The sequence below is a fragment of the Acidobacteriota bacterium genome (assembly GCA_020845575.1).
GTDB lineage: Bacteria > Acidobacteriota > Vicinamibacteria > Vicinamibacterales > Vicinamibacteraceae > Luteitalea.
The window spans coordinates 123693-143874 of record JADLFL010000023.1 but is presented as its reverse complement, the minus strand read 5'-3'; the positions used below and the strand labels follow the sequence as shown (position 1 = coordinate 143874).

The window sequence follows — 20182 nt, the reverse complement described above, 5'->3', positions numbered from 1 at the left end:
GCCGATGATCACGCTGAACCACTACCTGATCCTCTCCGCGCTGCTCTTCAGCATCGGGACCGCCGGCATCTTCCTGCGCCGGAACGTCATCACGCTGCTGCTGTCGGTGGAGATCATGCTCAACGCCGTGAACCTGACGTTCGTGGCCCTGGGCCGTCACAACGGATCGGTCGAAGGCCAGATCATCACGTTCTTCGTGATGACGGTGGCGGCCGCCGAGGCGGCCGTCGGCCTGGCGATCGTCATCGCCCTGTTCCGGCACCGGGAGACGCTCACGCCCGACGCCTTCACCTCCCTCAAGTGGTAGGGCGACAGACGACGATGCTCGCGCTCATCATCCTCGTTCCGTTCATCGGATTCCTGATCAACGCCTTCCTCGGACGGCGCCTGTCCAAGGCCGTGTCCGGCGGCGTGGCCGTCGGCGCGCTGCTCGTGTCGTTCGGCCTGTCGCTGGCGTCTGCCGCGCAGATCTTCGGCGCGCCTGCCGATCATCGCGTCATCGAGCAGACGCTCTGGACGTGGATGACGTCGGGCGACTTCACCGTCCCCGTCACGCTGCGGCTCGATCCGCTGTCGACGCTGATGATTCTCGTCATCACCGGCATCGGCTCGCTGATCCACATCTACTCGACGAGTTACATGCACGAGGAGCGCGACAGCGAGTACGCGCGCTACTTCTCGTACCTGAACCTCTTCGTGTCGTTCATGCTCACGCTGGTGCTGGGCGCGAGCTTCCCGATCATGTTCGTGGGCTGGGAAGGCGTGGGCCTCTGCTCCTACCTGCTCATCGGGTTCTGGTACACGAAGAAGTCAGCGGGCGACGCCGGCAAGAAGGCGTTCATCGTGAACCGCATCGGCGACTTCGCGTTCATCCTCGGCATGTTCGGCGCCTTCACGGCGTTCGGTACGCTCGACTTCAAGGCCATCGCCGAGCAGGTCGCCGCGATGCCCGTGGAAGTGACGTGGGGCGCGCTGTCGGTGACCACGCTGCTGTTCTTCATCGGCGCGACGGGCAAGTCGGCGCAGATCCCGCTGTACGTCTGGCTGCCCGACGCGATGGAAGGTCCCACGCCCGTGTCGGCGCTCATCCACGCGGCCACGATGGTCACGGCAGGCGTGTACATGATCGGCCGCAACGCGGAACTCTTCGCGCACACGCCCGAGACGCTGCAGGTGGTGGCCGTGATCGGCGCGTTGACGGCGCTGATGGCCGGCACCATCGGCCTCGTGCAGAACGACATCAAGCGCGTGCTCGCGTACTCGACGGTGTCACAGCTCGGGTACATGTTCCTGGCGATGGGCGTCGGCGCGTACTCGGCCGGCGTGTTCCACCTCTACACGCACGCGTTCTTCAAGGCGCTGATGTTCCTCGGATCCGGCTCGGTGATCCACGCGATGGCTGGCGAACAGGACATGCGCAGGATGGGCGGGCTGAAGAAGTACATGCCCGTCACGTACTGGACGTTCGTGATCGGCGCGGCCGCGATCGCCGGCGTGCCGCTGCTCTCGGGCTTCTTCAGCAAGGACGAGATCCTCTTCCAGACGTACTACACGGGCCACACGGGCCTGTGGGTGATCGGCGCGCTGACGGGGCTGCTGACGGCCTGCTACATGTTCCGGTTGATCTTCATGACCTTCCACGGCGAAGAGCGCTTCTCCTCGGCTCCGGAGGATGGACATGACGCCCATGGTGACCACGCGCACTCCTCGCCTTCGCCCGGGGTTGCGGATGGACACGACCATGACCATGACCATGACCATGACCATGGACATGGTCACGGCCATGTCCACCCGCATGAGTCACCCTGGCCGATGGCCATGCCGCTCGTCGTCCTCGCGCTCGGTTCGGTGCTCGCCGGCTACGTCGGCGTTCCCCACGCCCTCGGCGGCAGCAACGCCATCGAAACGTTTCTCCACTCCAGTTTTCATCCATCGTCAGTTGTGAGCGACGTCAGTCACCATGGCGAAGTCCTGAGCGACACCATGGGCCATGGCGAAGCCGCGGCCCATGGTGGAGTCGAAGGGCATGACGATCCCGCGAAGACGCAGACCGAGCTCGCGTTGATGGGCGTGTCGACGGTGCTCGCGTTCGTGGGGATCGGCCTCGCGGCGTTCTTCTTCCTGAAACGACCCGACGCGGCGGACGGCGCGGCAGAGAGCCTGGCGCCGGTCCACAGACTGCTGCTGAACAAGTACTACGTTGACGAGATCTACGACGCCGCGGTCGTCCATCCGCTGCGTGATGGTTCGACGTCCGTGCTCTGGAAGACGATCGACGTCCGCGTGATCGACGGCGTCGTCAACGGTACGGGGTATCTGGTGCGCGAGTCGGCGGGGGCGTTGCGCCTGCTGCAGACCGGCTCGTTGCGCGTCTACGCGGCATCGCTCCTCACGGGCGTGCTGCTGGTCCTGGGCTACTTCCTCGCGCGATGACCTTTCCGCTCCTCACTCTCACCGTCTTCGCCCCGCTCATCGGTGCGCTGTGTCTGCTGGCCATCCCGAACAAGGGTGGTGAGCAGAACGGGCTCGTCCGCAACGTCGCGCTGGGTATCTCGCTGGTGGTGTTCGCTCTCACGCTGGCGGTCTGGGGCGCGTTCGACGGCACGTCGGCCGACTTCCAGTTGGTGGAGCGCGTGCCGTGGATCCCGGCGTTCGGCATCGACTACCACCTGGGCCTCGACGGCATCAGTCTCTGGCTCGTCGTGCTCACGGGCTTCCTGACGCCGCTCGCGCTGCTGTCGTCGTGGCACGGCGTCGATCGCAAGGTGAAGGAGTTCTGCTTCTTCGTACTCGCGCTCGAAGCCGGCATGCTCGGCGTGTTCGTGGCGCTGGACCTGTTCCTCTTCTACGTCTTCTGGGACGCGATGCTCATCCCGATGTACTTCCTCATCGGGATCTGGGGTTACGACCAGCGCGTGTACGCCGCCGTCAAGTTCATCCTCTACACGATGGCCGGCAGCGTGCTCATGTTCATCGCCATCATCGGGCTGGCGGTCATCCACGCGCAGGCGACGGGGCAGTACAGCTTCAACCTCCTGCAGCTCTATCGCCTCTCGATCGATCCGCAGACGCAGTTCTGGTTCTTCCTGGCCTTCGCGCTCGCGTTCCTGATCAAGGTGCCGCTCTTCCCGTTCCACACGTGGCTGCCCGACGCGCACGTGCAGGCGCCCACCGCGGGCTCGGTCATCCTCGCGGGCGTGCTGCTCAAGATGGGCACGTACGGCCTCATCAGGTTCGCGTTCCCGCTGTTCCCCGATGCGGCGCTGCAACTGGCACCCTGGATTGGCACGCTCGCCGCGATCGGTATCGTGTACGGCGCGCTCGTCGCCATGGTGCAGCCCGACATGAAGAAGCTCGTGGCGTACTCGTCGGTGAGCCACATGGGCGTGATCGTGCTGGGCATCTGCGCGTCGAACCAGCAGGGCTTGCAGGGCGCGATCTTCCAGATGCTCGCGCACGGCGTGAGCACGGGCGGCCTCTTCCTCATCGTCGGGATGCTGTCTGACAGGCGCCATACGCGGCAGATCGCCGAATACGGCGGACTGAAGCACGTGACGCCGCGGCTCGTGGCCGTGTTCCTGCTCATCACCCTGGCCTCCATCGGCATGCCGCTCACCAACGGGTTCATCGGCGAATTCTTCTCGCTGCTCGGCACGTACCGCTGGCGGCCCGTGCTGGCCGTTGTCGCGACGACGGGTGTGATCCTGTCGGCGGTCTACATGCTGTGGATGTTCCAGCGTGTGAACTACGGCGCGCTCACCAACCCGAAGAACAAGACGTTGCCCGACCTCGAGCCGCGCGAGTGGGCCGCCATCGGCCCGTGCGTCGTGCTCGCGTTCGTCATGGGCGTGTTCCCCAACATCTTCCTGACGCCGATGGCGCCGGCCGTGGATCGGCTGGTCGAGCGGCTGCACGCGCAGCGCCCCGCCTTCGCCGAGGTGGCAGTGCAGGACTCTTCCGTCTCGGCTCCGGCGGACAGGCCCGCCGCCTACGCCGACGCGACCGAGACGCGAGCACACGACTCCCGAGTCGTGGCGCCCGAATCCCGCGTGGCGGCGGCTGACGCGGAGGTGGCCCGATGATGACCGACCTGCAGGCAATCATGCCGATTCTCATCGTCACGCTCACCGCGATCGTGACGATGCTGGCCGAGGCGTTCCAGCCGCGCGACGAGCGGGTGCCCCTCGGCGGTCTCGGGCTCATCGGCCTGGCGGGCGCGGCGACCGCGTCGGTGCTCCTGTGGGGACGCGACCTCACCGGCTTCGGCGTGATGCGCGCCGACAACTTCGCGCTGTTCTTCAACGTCACGCTCTGCGTCATCGGCGCCCTGACGATCCTGTTCTCGGCGTCTGTCGTGGATCGCGAGCGTGTGCCGGCGGGTGAGTACCACATCCTGATGCTGTTCGGGATCGCCGGCATGATGTTGATGGCCGGCGCCACCGATCTGCTGGTGATCTTCCTTGCGCTGGAAGTCATGTCGCTGGCGGTGTACGTGCTCACGGGCATCAGGCGCAGCAGCGAGGCCGGCGCCGAAGCGGCCTTCAAGTACTTCGTGATGGGCGCGTTCTCGAGCGCATTCTTCCTGTATGGCGTGGCATTCACGTACGGCGTGGTCGGCAGCACGCGTCTCGAACAGGTGGCGGCGACGCTGGCCGGCCAGATGAACGACCCCGGCGTGATGGCGATCCTCGCCGTCGGCCTCCTGCTGGTGGGCTTCGCGTTCAAGGTGTCGGCGGTGCCGTTCCACATGTGGACGCCAGACGCCTACGAAGGCGCGCCGACGCTGGTCACCGGGTTCATGTCCACGGGCGTGAAGGCGGCGGCGTTTGCGGCGTTCATCCGCGTGTTCCTCTCGTCGTTCGAGCCGCTGCACGCCGAATGGGCCCCCATCCTCTCGGCGATTGCCGTGGCGACCATGGTGCTTGGCTCGACGGTGGGCGTGGCGCAGGGCAACGTGAAGCGCATGCTCGCGTACTCGAGCATCGCGCACGGCGGCTACCTGCTCGTTGGGCTCATCGCGGCCAACTCGGTGGGCAAGGCCGGCATGCTGTTCTACCTGCTGGCGTACGCCATCACCAACGTCGCCGCGTTCGGCGTGATCGCGCTCCTGTCGACCGAGGATCACCCGCACGACAACGTCCGCGACTTCGCGGGCCTCTGGCACCGGCGGCCCGGCATGGCGGCCGTGATGACCATCTTCCTGCTGTCGCTCGGTGGCCTGCCGCCGACGGCGGGCTTCGTGGCGAAGTGGTACGTCTTTGCCGCAGCCGTGCAGGAGGGCTACTTCGGGCTCGCGATCGTCGGCTTCCTCACGAGCGTCGTGTCGGTGTACTTCTACCTGCGGATCGTCGTGCTGATGTACATGTCCGAGGACGTGGCCGTGGACCCGGCACCCGTCGTGCCGCGCGGCGCCGCGGCTGGCCTCGCCCTCGCCACGCTCGCGATCTTCTACATGGGCATCGTCCCCAACACCATCATCGACCTCGCCGTCCAGAGCGTACAGGGCCTGTTCTAGGACATTCGTCATTCCCGATGTCTACCATCCTCGTCACGGGCGGTGCCGGCTTCATCGGCGCAAATTTCGTCCATCACCGGATCGCGAACGGCACCGGGCGCATCGTCAACCTGGACAAGCTGACGTATGCCGGCAACCCCGAGAACCTGGCGGGTCTGCAGGGCAGCGATCGACATGAGCTGGTGCGCGGGGATATCGGCGACCGCGAGCTGGTAAGTAAGCTCCTTCGTACGCATGCGCCCGTCGCGGTGATCAACTTCGCCGCCGAAAGTCACGTCGACAGGTCGATCTCGGGGCCGGCGGCGTTCGTCGAGACCAACCTGGTGGGGACGTTCGCCCTCATCGACGAGGTCAAGGCGTACTGGTCGTCGCTCGACGGCGACGCGCGCGGCGCGTTCCGGTTCCTGCACGTGTCGACCGACGAAGTGTACGGATCGCTCGGCGCCGACGATCCGGCGTTCTCCGAGGCGACGCCGTACGCGCCCAACAGCCCGTACTCGGCGTCCAAGGCGGGCTCCGATCATCTGGTGCGCGCGTACCACCACACGTACGGCCTGCCCACGCTCACGACGAACTGTTCGAACAACTACGGGCCGTACCAGTTTCCCGAGAAGCTGATCCCGCTCATCATCCACAACGCGCTCGCGGGCAAGCCGCTGCCGATCTACGGCGATGGCTCCAACGTGCGCGACTGGCTGCACGTGCAGGACCACTGTGCGGCGATCGCACGCGTGCTCGAGGCCGGCCGTCCGGGCGAGACGTACAACGTCGGCGGCAACAGCGAGCGTCCCAACCTCGCGGTGGTCCACACGCTGTGCGGCATCCTCGACGCGCTCGCGCCGCGGGCCGACGGGCAGTACGCCGACCTCATCACGTTCGTGCGCGACAGGCCCGGTCACGACCATCGGTATGCGATCGACCCGACGAAGATCCGCGCGGAGCTGGCGTGGGAACCCTCGCACACCTTCGAGTCGGGCATGCGCCAGACCGTCCAGTGGTATCTCGACCACCAGGACTGGGTGCAGCACGTGACCAGCGGCAGCTACCGCGACTGGATCACCACACAGTACGGCGGGTGAACACGCAGGGGTGGTGACGGGCCGGGCAAGCCCGGGGCCCGACGTCTCTCCGAGTCGGTTGCAGGGGCGGCCCTTGCCTGCCCTCGGTAACTGCGTAGCAACGGAGAGGGTGGCCGCCCGCAGGGCGTCAGTCCCTCGCGTTCACCAGCGCCGCGACCAGGAGCGACTCCTCGGACTCGGCCACCGTTCGCAGGTCCACGCACACGTAGTCGTCCTGGATGCGCGCGATGACAGGTGTGGGCTGTTCGCGCAGGCGGGCGAGGAGCCTGCCTGGCGACGACGACGACAGGCGGACCAACGTGGTCGCAAGCGTTGCGCCTGGCGTCGACCCGCCGCCGATCGTCGACACGCCCGGACCCACCTCACATCGCACCCCGCCATCGGTGAGCCGCGCGGCCAGCGCCGTCGCGCGCGCGGCCAGCGTGCCGGGACTCGCGGCCAGCATGCGCATCACGGGCACCGCCCGCGCGGCGTGACCGCTCGTGAACGCGCGAAGCGTCGCGTCGAGCGCGGCGTACGTCAGCTTGTCGGCACGCACGGCCCGCATCAGCGGGTGACGACCGATCCGATCCACGAGCGCCGAGCGTCCGGCGATGATCCCGGCCTGCGGTCCGCCGAGCAGCTTGTCGCCACTGAACGCCACCAGATCGACGCCGGCTGCGATGCTGGCGCGGACGGCGGGTTCACTCGCGAGCACGCTCCTGGCGCCGGCGGGGAACGCGTCGGCCGCGAACAGATCGAACCCGAGCCAGCCCGAACCCACGTCTTCGATCAGGGGAATCGTGAAGCGTTGCGCGAGCGCGGCGAGTTCGCGGACCTCCGGGCGTTCCGTGAACCCGTCTACGCGGAAGTTGGACGGATGCACGCGCAGGATGGCGGCCGTGCGATGAGAGATGGCGGCCGCGTAGTCGGCGGTACGCGTCCGGTTGGTCGTGCCGACTTCGCGCAGCAGCGCGCCCGACCCGCGGAGGACCTCCGGGACACGGAAGCCTCCGCCGATCTCCACGAGTTCGCCCCGGCTGATGATCACCTCGCGTCCAGCGGCCAGTGCCGCGAGCGTCACCGTGAGGCCTGCTGCCGTGTTGTTGGTGATGAGCCCGGCGTCCGCACCAGTCGCCTCGCGCAGCACCGCGTCGAGGTGCGCGTGCCGAGAACCGCGCTGTCCCGTCGCGACGTCGAACTCGAGCGTGCTGTAGCCCATGCCGACGAGACGCATCGCGGCAAGCGCCTCGTCGGCGAGCGGGGCGCGTCCGAGGTTCGTGTGCAGGATCACGCCCGTGGCGTTGATCGCGGTCCTGAGCGACGGCTCGCGTGACGCAACGAGCGCCGCATCGAGACGTTCGAGCAGAAGGGCCGTGGCCTGGTCACGCGTGGCAACGCCTGGGGCCGTGTCGTCGAGCAGCGACGTCCGCAGGCGGGCGATTTCCGCGTCGATTGCCTGGCGCACGCGCCGGTCGCCGTACTCGGTGGCGAGGCGCTGCACGGCCGGCAGGCCGAGCAGATGGTCAACCGCGGGGATCACGCGCGCTCGCGACACGCGCGAATGCTACCATTCCCCCTCGGGGCGCCTTTTGCCAGGCCCGGACGTCCGCACGACGCCTGCGTGGCCTGCCCGCTCCTCCGCGCATGACCGATACGCCCGCCAAGTCCATCACCCCGGACGCACCGACCCGCGCGCTCCCGGACTACCAGCCACGGGAGCACTTCTGGCCGTATGCGGATCTTGCCGAGCAGCCGACGGTCGAGGAACTGGCGGCGCTCGATCCGGATCTGCGCACGGCGCTCTTCGGCACCGGCGACGTCCCGTTCTCGTTCACGCTGGTGTTCCCGCGGTTCGACGGCGACGACTTCGAGCGCGCGATGACGATCGCGCGTGCGTCGGCGGAGTTCCGCGAGGTGGGCACCGGTGCGGCGTATCGCGTGCGTGCGCGATTCCATCCGTCGAACGTGGTGCGCCTACGCGATCTGTTCACGATCGTCGGTCGCTATCCCGGATGCGAGGTGCTGGTCGACGACAGGCCGGTGCCGTTCGCGCGGGAGCTGTGGTTGCCGCTCACATGGTTCCTGCTGCCGCGCTGACTCCCGACGACCCACCGAGCACGCCCGAGGAGTCAGCCCCCTGCCCAAGTCGCCCGCTCCCGAACGCGAACTGCACGCCCTGTCGGTGCAGCTGAAGAAGGTGGAGTCGGAGTACACGATGTACTTCTCCGGCCGCACCGCGCGTCCGCCCGTCGAGAGTCGCGCGGCGCTGGACCGCGCCTTCAAGCGATTCGATCGCGTGACGTTCGAGAGCGCGATCACCCGCTTCCAGTTCACCACGCTGCAGGCGCGCTACTCGACGTTCTGCGATCTCTGGGATCGCAGCGTGCGCGCGAAGGAGGAAGGCCGGAGCACGCCGTTCGTGAAGCCATCGACGCCGGCAGCGACGCCGTCGTCCGGACAGGTGCTGCACACGGCGGTGTTCCACGATCCCCTGCAGGAGACCGACAAACTGCACGAACTGTATGAAGCCCTCATGCAGGCGCGCAGAGAAGAAGGTCTCGACGTGGTGCCGTTCCACAGGTTCGCGGGACTGGTGCGCGACCAGATGCGGGTGCTGCAGGAGCGGCATCCCGGCGACGAGGTGCGATTCCTGGTGACGCGACACGACGGGAAGGTGGGACTGACGGCGCGTGCGGTGAAGGTCGGAACGGGCAGCGACAGGGAATGACGCGCGTCTGGAGCGTATCGACCGATGTCGTGGGCGGCGAGGTCCCCGCCCACGGGCTCTACCCGAGGTCAGTCGGCTTTGGTGACGTTGCCGGCCTGTGGGCCTTTCGGACCGTCGACGATCTCGAACTCCACAGGTTGCCCCTCGTCCAGCGTCCGGAACCCGGCGCCCTGGATGGCCGAGAAGTGCACGAAGACGTCATTGCCCGATTCGCGCTCGATGAACCCGTACCCCTTGGCGTTGTTGAACCACTTGACCTTGCCCGTGATGCGTTCCATGGTGCTGACCTGCCTTGCGTCGCCGCCGGTGCGAACCGGCAGAAGGTGCGTCCGTCCGGCATGGATCCGGACGCACGGTTACCCCGGAAACCCTGCATGTACCACTCTCTGATTGTCCGGCGGCCGACAGGATAGCGATGCCGGCTCAACAGTGTCAAGCCACGTAATCACCTGCTTTCGAACGCCATGTCATCCCATGCTCTGATCAGTGTGTCCGACAAGACGGGCCTCACGTCATTCGCGCGCGGCCTCGCGGACCTCGGCTATCACCTGCTCTCCACCGGGGGCACCGCCAGGGCGCTCGACGCGGAAGGCCTTGCCGTGACGCAGGTCTCCGACATCACCGGATTCCCGGAGATGCTCGACGGCCGCGTCAAGACGCTGCACCCGCGCGTGCACGGCGGCATCCTCGCGCGCCGCGACAAGGCGGATCACCTCGCGTCGCTCGCCGAGCACGGCATCCCCCTCATCGACATCGTCGTGGTCAACCTGTACCCGTTCGCGAAAGCGGCGGCTGACGCGTCGACGACGGTACCGGGGCTGGTGGAGCAGATCGACATCGGCGGACCTGGGATGGTGCGCGCGGCGGCCAAGAACTTCCGCGACGTGCTCGTGGTGGTGGACCCGGCCGACTACCCGCGCGTGCTGGAGGCGCTGGCGGCCGGTACCGTGCCACAGGCGCTGCGCTTCGAACTCGCGCGCAAGGCCTTCGCGCACACGGGCGCGTACGACCAGATGATCGCGTCAGAGCTATCTTGCGTGAACATGGATGAGGACGGCGGGGTGCGCGTGCCCGTCGCGTCGCGCGGGACGTTCCCGGAGGACGTGACCCGCCGGCACACGCGCATCCGCACGCTGCGGTACGGCGAGAACCCGCACCAGCCCGCGGCGTGGTATGCCGACGGCGCGGCGGGATTCGGCGGCGTCACGATCCATCAGGGCAAGGAACTGAGCTTCACGAATCTGCTCGATCTCGACGCCGCCGCACGCATCGTGCTCGAGTTCATCGAGCCTGCCGCGAGCGTCATCAAGCACACCAATCCGTGCGGCGTGGCCACGGGCCGCGATGCGGCGGACGCTTACGTCCGCGCGCGCGACGCCGACCCCCTCTCGGCGTTCGGCGGCATCATCGGCCTCAATCGCACGCTCGACGCCGCGACGGCAGAGGCCATCGTCTCGACATTCATCGAGGCGGTAGTGGCGCCGGGCGTCGACGCCGACGCGCTGGCCATCCTGGCCAAGAAGGCGAACCTGCGCGTCGTGACCGCCGACTTCGCTGCGTTGGCTGCGGTCGACACCCTCGAATGGCGCTCGATCCTGGGGGCCACCCTGGTGCAGCAGCGAGACCGCGTGACGGAAGCGCGCGACCCGTGGGGTCCCGACACCGACCTGAAGGTGGTGACGCGGCGCCAGCCGACGGCGCAGGAGTGGCAGGCGCTGCGCTTCGCGTGGCGCGTGTGCGCGCACGTGAAGTCGAACACCATCCTCTTTGCTTCCGCCGACAGGACGCTCGGTGTCGGTGCGGGGCAGATGAGCCGCGTGGATGCTGTCAAGGTCGCGATGATGAAGGCGGGCGAGGGTAACCTCACAGGCTCCGTCGTCGCATCAGACGCCTTCTTCCCGTTCAGGGATGGCCTTGACGCCGTGGCGGCCGCCGGCGCGACGGCCAGCGTGCAGCCGGGCGGGTCGGTCCGCGACCAGGAAGTGATCGCCGCCGCCGACGAGCACGGCCTGGCCATGGTCTTCACGGGACGCAGACATTTCAGGCACTGATCGACAGGACAAGAGTCTGCTCGTGAGGGGAATATTCCGCGCCGATCGGCGCGCTGTACGCGCGATCGCCCATGAGTTGGGCTGGCATCGCGTTTGCTTTAATTGAGGCAGGCGGTGGGAAACGCTCCCCTTCCCGCTGGACTCAGACGAGGTTCGGGATGATCAAGCAGACTTTTCGTGCAATCGCAATCGTGGCGGGTCTTTGTGTGGCGGCACCGGCGTCGGCCGACGTGCTGGGCGTGGGCAGTATCGTCGAGTTCGACAAGCCAGGCGACAACACCACCCTGCATGGCGGGGGGCCCTTCGACCTCCGGGTCGTGAGCGGAGTGGGTGCCGGCGACACCTGGAAGACGTTCTGTCTCGAAGTGAGCGAGTACATCAATTATTCGGACCAGTACGAAGTCAAGGCCATCACCGACAGGACGACGTCGAGAAACGTGGCCATCTCGGACGCGACAAAGGCCATCTACCACTGGTACCGCGACGGCGCCAGCGGGTGGTCCGGGGCCGACGTGCAGTATGCGATCTGGTTCCTCGAGAGCCAGGCCAATGGCGTCAACAACGCTGTCGCGCAGTGGGGCGTGAACAATGCCGCGACGTACGGCTTTGGTGGCGGCGATCAGGTCTACGTGGTGCAGTTGATCAGGGCCGACAACAAGCTGGCCGCGCAGGATCAGTTGATGATCCAGAGGGCCGTGCCTGAACCTGGCTCGATGCTGCTCGTCGGCCTCGGCCTCCTCGCATCGGGCGCCGCCGTCCGCCGCCGCCAGCGCGTGCAGTAGTTCCGCTGCCCGGGCCATCGGCGCCAGGGAGGCACCACTGTCTCGGAGGTTTGGCGCCACACAGGGGCATCCGTACGGGTGCCCCTGTTTGTGCATCTGCACCCTGGCAGGGTCGGGGCTTCCCCCGGTCATCCTGGCTTGGGCGGCGGGTCCGCGTCAGTGACGGTTGCGTTGTAGGATGGCGCTCATGCCTGTGGCGCTTCTGGCTGGCGTCGTCGGATTGGTCACGCTTGCGGGAGGGCTTGCCGCGTGCGTCGCTGCGGTGCGACGCCGGCGTTGCGAAAGACGGGCGGCACTCACGCACACCGGCGTCACAGGGCGTGTCGTGGAGCGCTACGTTCCTCCGGGGAGTTCGACCTACGCCAACGGCCCGCGCTACACCATCGAGTTCGCCGGCCCCGAAGGCAACCCGCTTCGATTCACCACCGACTCGGTGGGTTGGCAACCGAAGCATGTCGGCGACACCGTCGATGTCCTGTACGACCCGCGTCACCCTGAACAGGCCATCGTCCGTGGTGGTGAGCGGATCGCGGCGATTCTCTTCGCGATCGCGGGAGTCGTCTTCACGCTGGTCGGTCTTCTGTTTGCGCTGGCGGCGATCCACGCACACGGCCATCAGGCCCCGGGCACGGTCCTCCGAGACGTGGGAGCCGTGCCCGTCTCCTCCGCAGTCGCGACTTCGCTCTCGCTGGAGTCGCCGTCGCTCAATCGATTGGCGTGAGGTTCACCACGAACTGCTGACCGTGCGGCTCGAGCCGCGGCCGCGGGACGACGATCGCCCCCGGCGTCGCGGGTTCGACGCGCCCGCACGCCTACGCGAACGCGTCGCGCAGTTCTGCCTGCGTGACGGCGACCGCGCCGAAGTGGCTGACGGCGATCCCGGCGGCCACTGTCGCGATCTGTGCGGCCTCGACGAGTGACGCCTGCGCGGCTGTGGCGAGCGCGAGCGTGCCGATCACCGTATCGCCGGCCCCCGTGACGTCGGCGACTTCGATGGCGGTGGAGGCGAAGTTGGCCTCGACAGGCGGCGTCGACGTGCCGTCGAGTACCCACATCCCCTGCTCGCCACGCGTGATCACGACGGACGCGCACTGCAGGCGATCCCGCAGCCGACGCGCGGCCTCTCGCGCCTCATCGTCGGTGCGCACGCGCGCGTGCGTGGCCGTCTCGGCTTCGAGCTGGTTGGGGGTCACGAGCGTGACGCCACGATACAGATCGAGGTGCGGGATCTTGGGGTCCACGAGCACGGGCACGTTCTGCGCACCAGCGCTCGTCGTCACCGCCGCCATGATCTCCGCCGTGATGGTGCCCTTGAGGTAGTCGGACACGAGGATCGCATGGGCGCGTGCCGAGCGTTCGGCGATTGCGCGCGCCAGCTGCTGCGCGACGCTGCCGGCGACGTCGATGTCTGCCTCGAAATCCACTCGCGCTACCTGTTGCTGGCGCTGTGTCACGATGCGCAGTTTCCTCGTCGTCGGGCGGGCCGCGTCAGTGATCAGGCCCGTCGCGTCGACGCGGCCCGATGCCAGCCGATCGCGCAACTGCGCGCCGGACTCATCGTCGCCCACGACGCCGACCAACGAGACAGTGGCACCGAGCGCGGCGAGGTTCATCGCGACGTTGGCCGCGCCGCCGGGACGATGGTCGTCGTGGTCGTATTCGACGATGGGCACGGGGGCTTCGGGAGAGAGGCGATGGACGCGCCCGAAGAGGAAGTGGTCGAGCATCACGTCGCCCACCACCAGCACGTCACGTCCCGCGAAGGCGTCGAGAATCGCGCGTGCCCGTGCGGCCGGGAGGATGAGATGTCCGCTCACTGATGCGGGCGGTTCACGGGTGGCCGTGGACCGACTCCGGCCGCTCCGCCGCGAAAGGCAGGGTGAGGATCACCAGCAGGAGCATGAGGAACTCGGAGTCGCCGAAGTTGTACTCGAAGAAACCCGCGCCGAGCATCGCGACAAGGCTTGCCAGCGCGCCGGCGGCGAGCGCCCGCGTCGCCCCCGTGCGGTGCTGGACGCGTCGATAGAGATCGCGCGCCACGGTGATCACGAACCAGAGCCACACGACAAGCGCGGGCAGGCCGCGCTCGGCGGCGATCTGCATCGGCACGTTGTGCAGGTGGACGTTGAGTGGCTGCACGGACTCGGGCACCCGGTACACCTGGTAGACGGCCTTGACCTGGTCCGGACCGACACCCGTGAGCGGATGGTCCTCGACCATCGCCGCGCCCGACTTCAGCATCGCCACGCGATCGCGATTGGTCGGATCCTGGAGATCGAAAATCGAATAGAAGCGGTCGGTGACGCTCGACGGCGCCACGACGATCGCGAGGGCCAGCGCCACGGGAATGCCCGCCACGAGCCGGCGGTCGCGCAGCGAGAGCAGGACGGCCATGCCGATGCAGAGGCCCACCCACGCGCTTCGCGTGAAGGTGAGTCCGAGCGCGACGAGGATCGCCGGCAGCACCAGCATCGGCCACGTCCTGTCGTGGCGTCCGAAGAGCACGCGAGCCCCGGCAACGCACGCCACGAGCATCAAGGCCCCCGAGTACGTCATGTAGTGCGTGAGCATGCCCTCCGGCCGGCGGCCGAGGTTGTCGAACTGGAGGAAGCCGTACTGGAACAGGCCGACGAGCGCGCTCGCGGCGCCCACCGCGATGATCACGGAGGCGAACAGGTGTGCCCGATGCCCGCGTGCCAGACGGTACACCAGCGGCACGATCAGGAAGAGCACCAGTTGCTTGGAGTCCACGATGCTCACGCCCGGATCGACGGAGGCGGTCGACGAGATGAGCGTGACGGCGGCGTATACCGCCAGTGGCCAGAAGAAGCGCGGGACGCCGAACTGCTCCTCCTCGCGCGTCACGAGGAGGGCGACCCAGCAGAGCAGGGTGAGGGCGAGCAGCACCCCGGACGCGGCCACCGATAACTGCAGCGCCGCGACGAAGCACAGGAGCACCGACAGCGAGAGGGTCTCGAGGCGGTCCATGCGTGCGGTGCGCAGTGCCGGCGCTGTCACGTCGTGCTCGACATCCTTCTCAGTCGGCACGGGCGCCTGCGGCTCCGGGCGTCAGTGCCCGTTCTGCTGCCGCGACGACCGCGTCGACGGTGATGTGCGTCAGGCACCGGAAGTCGCCCGGCACACAGACACGTTGTTCGCACGGCCGGCAGGGCAGTTGCCCGGCATCGACCGCCACACTCGGAACCCGCGGGTCACGCCAGGGTGCCGACCGCACCGCCAGCGTGGGCCCGTACAGTCCCACTATCGGCGTCGTGGTGGTGGCGGCCACGTGCAGGGGCCCACTATCTCCGCCGATGTAGAGCGACGCCCGGCCAATCAAGGCATGCAACTCGTCCAACGACATGTCCCCACAGGTTCGAACGGCCTCCGGGGATTCGGGCCGGCGCTCACGCACCAGACGAACCACCTCTGCGGCAGCCGCCGCCTCTGATGGTCCGGACGTCAGGATGATACGACGATTGCGGTCAACTGCCGATAGGCGCTCCGCCAACTCGACAAAGGACGGCAGCGGCCACCGGCGAAAGGCGTTGCCCGCGCTCACATGCACCACGACGAGGTCTTGTCCGTTGGAAAGGCTCTCACGCTGCATCCAGGCGTCCACCGAATCATCGGCGCCAGGCGCGTGCACCATCATCACCGGGTCGCCGGCGGGTGTCGGTGGGGCGAGGTCGGGCAGCAGTGGTGCGAGTAGATCCCACTGGTTCTCCACGGAGTGGCGTGGCCGGATCTCCCGTGGCCGGGCCACCACGTCGGTGTACATCCACTCGCGGCCTTGCACGGCGAACCCGATCCGTCGGGGGGCGCCGCTGAGCCAGGTGAGCCACGAGGCGCGCGGACCGCTGTGAAGATCGAGGACCACGTCGTACCGTCCGCGACGGAGCCGCCGCCCCAGTGCCAGGTCGTCGCACACGCGCTGCCATCCCCGCGTCCGAGGCGCCGGAATCACCTCGTCGAGCGCCGGATGGTGACCGACGACAGGTGCCGCCGCCGGCTCGACGAGATAGGACAGATGCGCATCGGGCATGGCCCGCCGCAGCGCGCCGATGACGGGCGTCGTGAAGACGACGTCGCCGATCAGCCGCAGTCTGACGATGAGCACGCGCACGCGGCATCATCATGGATCAAACGACGAATACCGGGCACCGGGCACCGGGCACCGGGCACCGATCGCCGGGCACCGAAACCGATCAATCAGGTACTCACGGCGCGGAACGGGCTTCATGGAGTCCATTCGCCATTGCAGGTTTGTGCTTCCATCATTCCGGTGCCCGGTGCCCGGTTGTGCTGACCGGTTGCCCGTTGCCGGTTGCCTGTTGCCGGAGATAATCACCTGATGCTGTCTCTTGTCCTGTTGGCCGTGACGCTGGTGGTCCAGCCTGCACCTGCCGGTCCGGGCGGTGGGTCCACGGCGCGTGCCGAGGCGTATCAGGCCTTCCTCGAAGCGCGGCGGCTGGAGTCGACCGGCGACGCCGCGGGTGCCATCGCGGCGCTCGAACGAGCCGCAACGCTCGACGAATCTCCGGGGATCCTCACGGAACTGGGGCAGCTCTACGCCCGACACGATCGGGCCGACGATGCGCGGCGCGTGGCCGGACAGGCCCTGACGCGCGACGCCGACAACGCCGACGCGCACTGGCTGCTCGGGATGCTGGGCGTGCCGGCGTCGGCGATGCAGGGCGACAGGGTGGCCCCGCGCGATCGTGCGGCTGTCGACACGGCGATCGGACACCTCGAGAAGGCCGCGGCCGGCCGTACCTACGACACCAACATCCCGATGGTGCTCGGCCGCCTGTACCTGCAGGTCGGCCGCGCGGCCGATGCCGCCACGGTCCTGCGATCGGTCTACGACGGCGACGGTGGGTCGCTCGAGACGGGGGCCCTGCTGGCGCAGGCCCTCGAGCGGACCGACAGGCGTGACGAGGCCCTCGGCGTACTGGAAGAAGTGCTCGACGCCGAACCGGGCTACTTCAGGGCGCGCGTGCAGCAGGCCGAACTGCTGGAGCGTGCGCGGCGCTGGCGCGAAGCGGCGACGGCGTACGGGTTGGCCGCCGACGAGAACCCGAAGGCCGTCGAGTTGCGGCTTCGGCAGGCGACGGCGCTGCTCGGCGCCGACGATGCCGACCAGGCCAGACGCGTGCTCGAGCAGGCCGTCGAGGCACACCCCACCGATCTGCAGGCGCGGTACCTGCTCGCGCAGGCGCAGCGTCAGTTGGGTGACGGCGAGGGGGCGGAGCGCAACGCGCGCGTCCTTCTGGCGATTGCGCCCACCGATGTGCGCGGACCGCTGGCGTTGTCGCAGGTTCACGCCGACCGCGGCGAGCATCGTCAGGTGGTGGATCTCCTGACGCCGCTTGTCGAACAGGGCCGCATCGCCAACGCGCAGTCAGCGGCCGGCGTGACGATGAGGCTGGCCAATGCGCACATGGCGCTCGGGGAGCGGGATGCCGCGATCGGCGTGATCGAGAAGGCGCGGGCGGCGCGTGCCGACTCCATCCTGGACGCATACCTGCTGCAGACACTCGTGGTGACCAGGCAGTTCGATCGGGCCATCGCGCTCGGTCGCGACTTGCGTACCGCGCGCCCGGGCGACGTCCAGATCGGGCGGTTGCTCGCGCAGGCGTACATCGGCGCGAAGCAGCCCGACGAGGCCGTGGCGCTGCTCGAAGGCGAACGAACGCGGCGTCCTGACGACCCGTCGACGGCGCTCGCACTGGCGAGCACGCTCGCCGATGCCGGCCGTGAGCCGCAGGCGTTGAAGCTGCTCGACGACACCGAGCAGGCCTTCGGCAGTCAGGTGGGCTACTGGTTCCAGCGTGGGGCGATCCTCGAACGGCTCGGGCGACGTGCCGAAGCGAAGATCGCGTTCAGGAAGGGACTGGCCGTCCAACCCGATCACGCGCCGTCGCTCAACTACCTGGGCTACATGCTGGTCGAAGACGGCGTCTCGTTCGACGAGGCCGTGACGATGATCCGGAAGGCCCTCGAGGCCGATCCCGACAATGGCTCCTATCTCGACAGCCTCGGGTGGGCCTACTTCAAGCAGGGCAGGATCAAGGACGCGCGCCAACCGCTCCAGCGGGCCGCGGCGATCGAGACGACCAACTCGGTCATCCAGGACCATCTTGGCGATGTGCTGCTGGCGCTTGGCGACAAACGCGGCGCCGTGGCGGCGTGGGAGCGCGCGCTGGCCGGCGACAACGAGTCGACCGACGCCACCGCCATCAGGAGCAAGATCGAGCGCGCACGTGGGCGTTAGTTGTCGCGCATGCGTGATGCGGGGCGTGGCAGCCATCGCGCTCCTCATTGGCGTGGGGTGTGCCCCCGCCGTGCGCCTCGCACTGCCCGATGGCCCCGGCACGCCGCTGGTCGACCTGCCGGCCATCGAAGCCGACGCCCGTCGATCGTGCCTGCCGCACGCGGCCGTCACCGCGGACCTCCGGCTGTCTGGACGCATCGATGGCGACAGGGTGCGTGGCACGCTGCAGGTTGGCGTCGCACGTGAGGCCATGCGACTCGAAGGGCTTGCGCCGTTCGGGGCACCCGTGTTCGTACTCGCGGCACGGCCCGAGCGCGCGCTGTTGTTCCTGCCTCGTGAGTCGGCTGTCGTGCGGGGGACGTCGGCGTCGGAACTGCTCGATGCGGTGGTGGGCGTTGCACTCACGCCCGCCGATCTTCTGGCCATCGTGACCGGGTGTGGAGTCGCCGACTGGCAGGTGCGCGGCGGGGCGACGTTCGGCGAGGTGTGGGCGCGTCTCGATCTCGATGCCGGCCGCGCGCTCTGGCTGAGGCGCGGCACCGACGGCGTGCCGGTGGTGATGGCTGCCACCGACGCGCACTGGCGGATCGAGTACACGCGCACGGGACTCACGTGGCCGACGGCGATTCGGCTGCAGGGCGTTGGCGCCGCGGCCAGACGGACCGATGCGCGTTTGGTGCTCGATGCGCCTGACGCGCTGCCGGAGTTGCCCGAAGGCGCGCTGCACGTCGAGGTACCGGAAGGCACGCGCGAAGTGGCGGCCAGCGAACTCCGCACGCGCCGCACGCTCGTGGAGCGCTGAACATGGCGTGGACCACACTCGCCCCGGCCAAAGTCAATCTCGACCTGCGCATGCGCGGCCTGCGGAGCGACGGGTATCACCTCGTCCACACGGTCCTGCAGTCGATCGCGATCGCCGATCGCCTCACGCTTGACGTGAGCGAAGGGCCGTTCATGCTGACGTGCGACACGCCTGGCGTGCCGACCGACGACACGAACCTGGCGTGGAGGGGCGCGCTGGCCATGGCTCGCGCGCTCGGGCGCGACATCGACGGCCTGCAGTTGCATCTCGAGAAGCACGTACCCGCTGAAGCGGGGCTTGGCGGCGGTAGCGCGGACGCGTGCGCCGCGGCGCGTCTCGTGGCCGCATGGGCCGGGCACGCGATGCCCGACGCGGACCTGGCCGCCATCGTGCGCCCGCTCGGTGCGGACGTCGCGTACTTCGCGCATGGCGGCACGATGCGCGGCGAAGGCATCGGCGACGAGTTGACCCCCATGCCTGACGAACCGCCCGCGACTGTCGTCCTCGTGCGTCCGCCGTTCGGGGTGTCGACACGCGACGCATACGGATGGTTCGATTCGGGAGCGGGTGTCGCCGAAGAGGACGTGGCCAGCTATGGCAACGACCTGCAGGCACCTGTCGCCGCCCACCATCCCTCCATCACGACCATCGTCACTCGCCTGCGGGACGCCGGCGCTCGCCTCGCCGCCATGTCTGGCAGCGGATCGGCGTGCTTCGGTCTGTTCGACCCTGCGATGGACGTCTCGGCTCTCCTGGCCGGTTGGCCCGCCGGTACGCGCGTGTGGCAGACGCCACTCCTCGGCCGGGCTGAATACGGGAAATGCCGGGAATGCCGGGAATGCTGAGAATGCCGTCCGGCGCCCGGCGCCCGGCGCCCGGCGCCCGGTGCCCGCTGCCCGGTGCCCGCTGCCCGGTTGTCGGTGAGTTGACGACACATCCCCGTCATGAGGTAGGATCAACGGTCGC

Annotated in this window: 18 protein-coding genes; 13 read left to right on the top strand and 5 right to left on the bottom strand. The window is 68.2% G+C overall.

Annotated features, from left to right (window positions below):
- The first annotated feature begins 4 nt into the window (after positions 1-4).
- The 5 genes from nuoK to rfbB are packed head-to-tail and all read left to right on the top strand — an operon-like array spanning position 5 to position 6594.
- Positions 5-307 carry an NADH-quinone oxidoreductase subunit NuoK gene (gene nuoK / locus IT182_07155; GenBank protein MCC6163111.1) on the top strand — a complete coding sequence of 101 codons (303 nt, stop codon included), beginning with the start codon at positions 5-7 and terminating at the stop codon, positions 305-307.
- Between the two features lie 14 nt (positions 308-321).
- Positions 322-2433 carry an NADH-quinone oxidoreductase subunit L gene (gene nuoL / locus IT182_07150; GenBank protein MCC6163110.1) on the top strand — a complete coding sequence of 704 codons (2112 nt, stop codon included), beginning with the start codon at positions 322-324 and terminating at the stop codon, positions 2431-2433.
- Positions 2430-4082, top strand: coding sequence for an NADH-quinone oxidoreductase subunit M (locus IT182_07145; GenBank protein MCC6163109.1), 1653 nt, complete (start codon positions 2430-2432; stop codon positions 4080-4082). The genes nuoL and IT182_07145 overlap by 4 nt, the downstream gene beginning before the upstream one ends.
- The gene (locus IT182_07140) at positions 4079-5515 is read left to right on the top strand and encodes an NADH-quinone oxidoreductase subunit N (GenBank protein ID MCC6163108.1); all 1437 of its coding nucleotides are present in this window, start codon (positions 4079-4081) and stop codon (positions 5513-5515) included. The genes IT182_07145 and IT182_07140 overlap by 4 nt, the downstream gene beginning before the upstream one ends.
- A gap of 17 nt (positions 5516-5532) precedes the next feature.
- A complete protein-coding gene (gene rfbB / locus IT182_07135; GenBank protein ID MCC6163107.1) occupies positions 5533-6594 on the top strand; it encodes a dTDP-glucose 4,6-dehydratase in 1062 nt (353 codons plus the stop codon).
- Between the two features lie 127 nt (positions 6595-6721).
- On the opposite strand, the gene IT182_07130 is transcribed toward rfbB, so the two are convergent.
- On the bottom strand, positions 6722-8131 hold the full coding sequence (locus IT182_07130; protein ID MCC6163106.1) for an L-seryl-tRNA(Sec) selenium transferase: 1410 nt from the start codon (positions 8129-8131) through the stop codon (positions 6722-6724).
- 89 nt (positions 8132-8220) lie between these two features.
- Here IT182_07130 and IT182_07125 point away from each other — a divergent pair, with 89 nt between their 5' ends.
- The gene (locus IT182_07125; protein ID MCC6163105.1) at positions 8221-8673 is read left to right on the top strand and encodes a hypothetical protein; all 453 of its coding nucleotides are present in this window, start codon (positions 8221-8223) and stop codon (positions 8671-8673) included.
- Positions 8674-8758: 85 nt separating this feature from the next.
- Complete coding sequence (locus IT182_07120; protein MCC6163104.1) at positions 8759-9304, top strand: hypothetical protein; 546 nt, start codon at positions 8759-8761, stop codon at positions 9302-9304.
- A gap of 68 nt (positions 9305-9372) precedes the next feature.
- Here the strand turns inward: IT182_07120 and IT182_07115 are convergent, their stop codons facing one another.
- Positions 9373-9582, bottom strand: a complete 210-nt coding sequence (locus IT182_07115) for a cold-shock protein (protein ID MCC6163103.1) — start codon at positions 9580-9582, stop codon at positions 9373-9375.
- Positions 9583-9768: 186 nt separating this feature from the next.
- Here IT182_07115 and purH point away from each other — a divergent pair, with 186 nt between their 5' ends.
- The 3 genes from purH (at position 9769) to IT182_07100 (ending at position 12858) form a co-directional block, all read left to right on the top strand.
- The gene (purH, locus tag IT182_07110; GenBank protein ID MCC6163102.1) at positions 9769-11355 is read left to right on the top strand and encodes a bifunctional phosphoribosylaminoimidazolecarboxamide formyltransferase/IMP cyclohydrolase; all 1587 of its coding nucleotides are present in this window, start codon (positions 9769-9771) and stop codon (positions 11353-11355) included.
- Positions 11356-11513: 158 nt separating this feature from the next.
- Positions 11514-12137, top strand: coding sequence for a PEP-CTERM sorting domain-containing protein (locus tag IT182_07105; GenBank protein ID MCC6163101.1), 624 nt, complete (start codon positions 11514-11516; stop codon positions 12135-12137).
- A gap of 187 nt (positions 12138-12324) precedes the next feature.
- Entirely contained in the window at positions 12325-12858 is a 534-nt protein-coding gene (locus IT182_07100; GenBank protein ID MCC6163100.1) for a DUF3592 domain-containing protein, read from the top strand.
- Between the two features lie 91 nt (positions 12859-12949).
- On the opposite strand, the gene IT182_07095 is transcribed toward IT182_07100, so the two are convergent.
- From IT182_07095 to IT182_07085, 3 genes are read right to left on the bottom strand one after another with little or no spacing between them, the layout of a single operon-like run.
- Positions 12950-13954 (bottom strand): bifunctional hydroxymethylpyrimidine kinase/phosphomethylpyrimidine kinase, encoded by a 1005-nt coding sequence (locus tag IT182_07095; GenBank protein MCC6163099.1) that lies wholly within the window; start codon positions 13952-13954, stop codon positions 12950-12952.
- Between the two features lie 13 nt (positions 13955-13967).
- On the bottom strand, positions 13968-15185 hold the full coding sequence (locus IT182_07090; GenBank protein MCC6163098.1) for an O-antigen ligase family protein: 1218 nt from the start codon (positions 15183-15185) through the stop codon (positions 13968-13970).
- Entirely contained in the window at positions 15175-16263 is a 1089-nt protein-coding gene (locus IT182_07085; protein ID MCC6163097.1) for a glycosyltransferase family 9 protein, read from the bottom strand. The genes IT182_07090 and IT182_07085 overlap by 11 nt, the downstream gene beginning before the upstream one ends.
- Before the next feature lie 228 nt (positions 16264-16491).
- Between IT182_07085 and IT182_07080 the strand changes: the two genes are divergently transcribed.
- The 3 genes from IT182_07080 to ispE are packed head-to-tail and all read left to right on the top strand — an operon-like array spanning position 16492 to position 20061.
- Complete coding sequence (locus IT182_07080) at positions 16492-18414, top strand: tetratricopeptide repeat protein (GenBank protein MCC6163096.1); 1923 nt, start codon at positions 16492-16494, stop codon at positions 18412-18414.
- A 25-nt stretch (positions 18415-18439) separates the two neighbouring features.
- A complete protein-coding gene (locus IT182_07075; GenBank protein ID MCC6163095.1) occupies positions 18440-19216 on the top strand; it encodes a hypothetical protein in 777 nt (258 codons plus the stop codon).
- 2 nt (positions 19217-19218) lie between these two features.
- Positions 19219-20061, top strand: a complete 843-nt coding sequence (gene ispE, locus IT182_07070) for a 4-(cytidine 5'-diphospho)-2-C-methyl-D-erythritol kinase (protein MCC6163094.1) — start codon at positions 19219-19221, stop codon at positions 20059-20061.
- Positions 20062-20182: the final 121 nt, after the last annotated feature.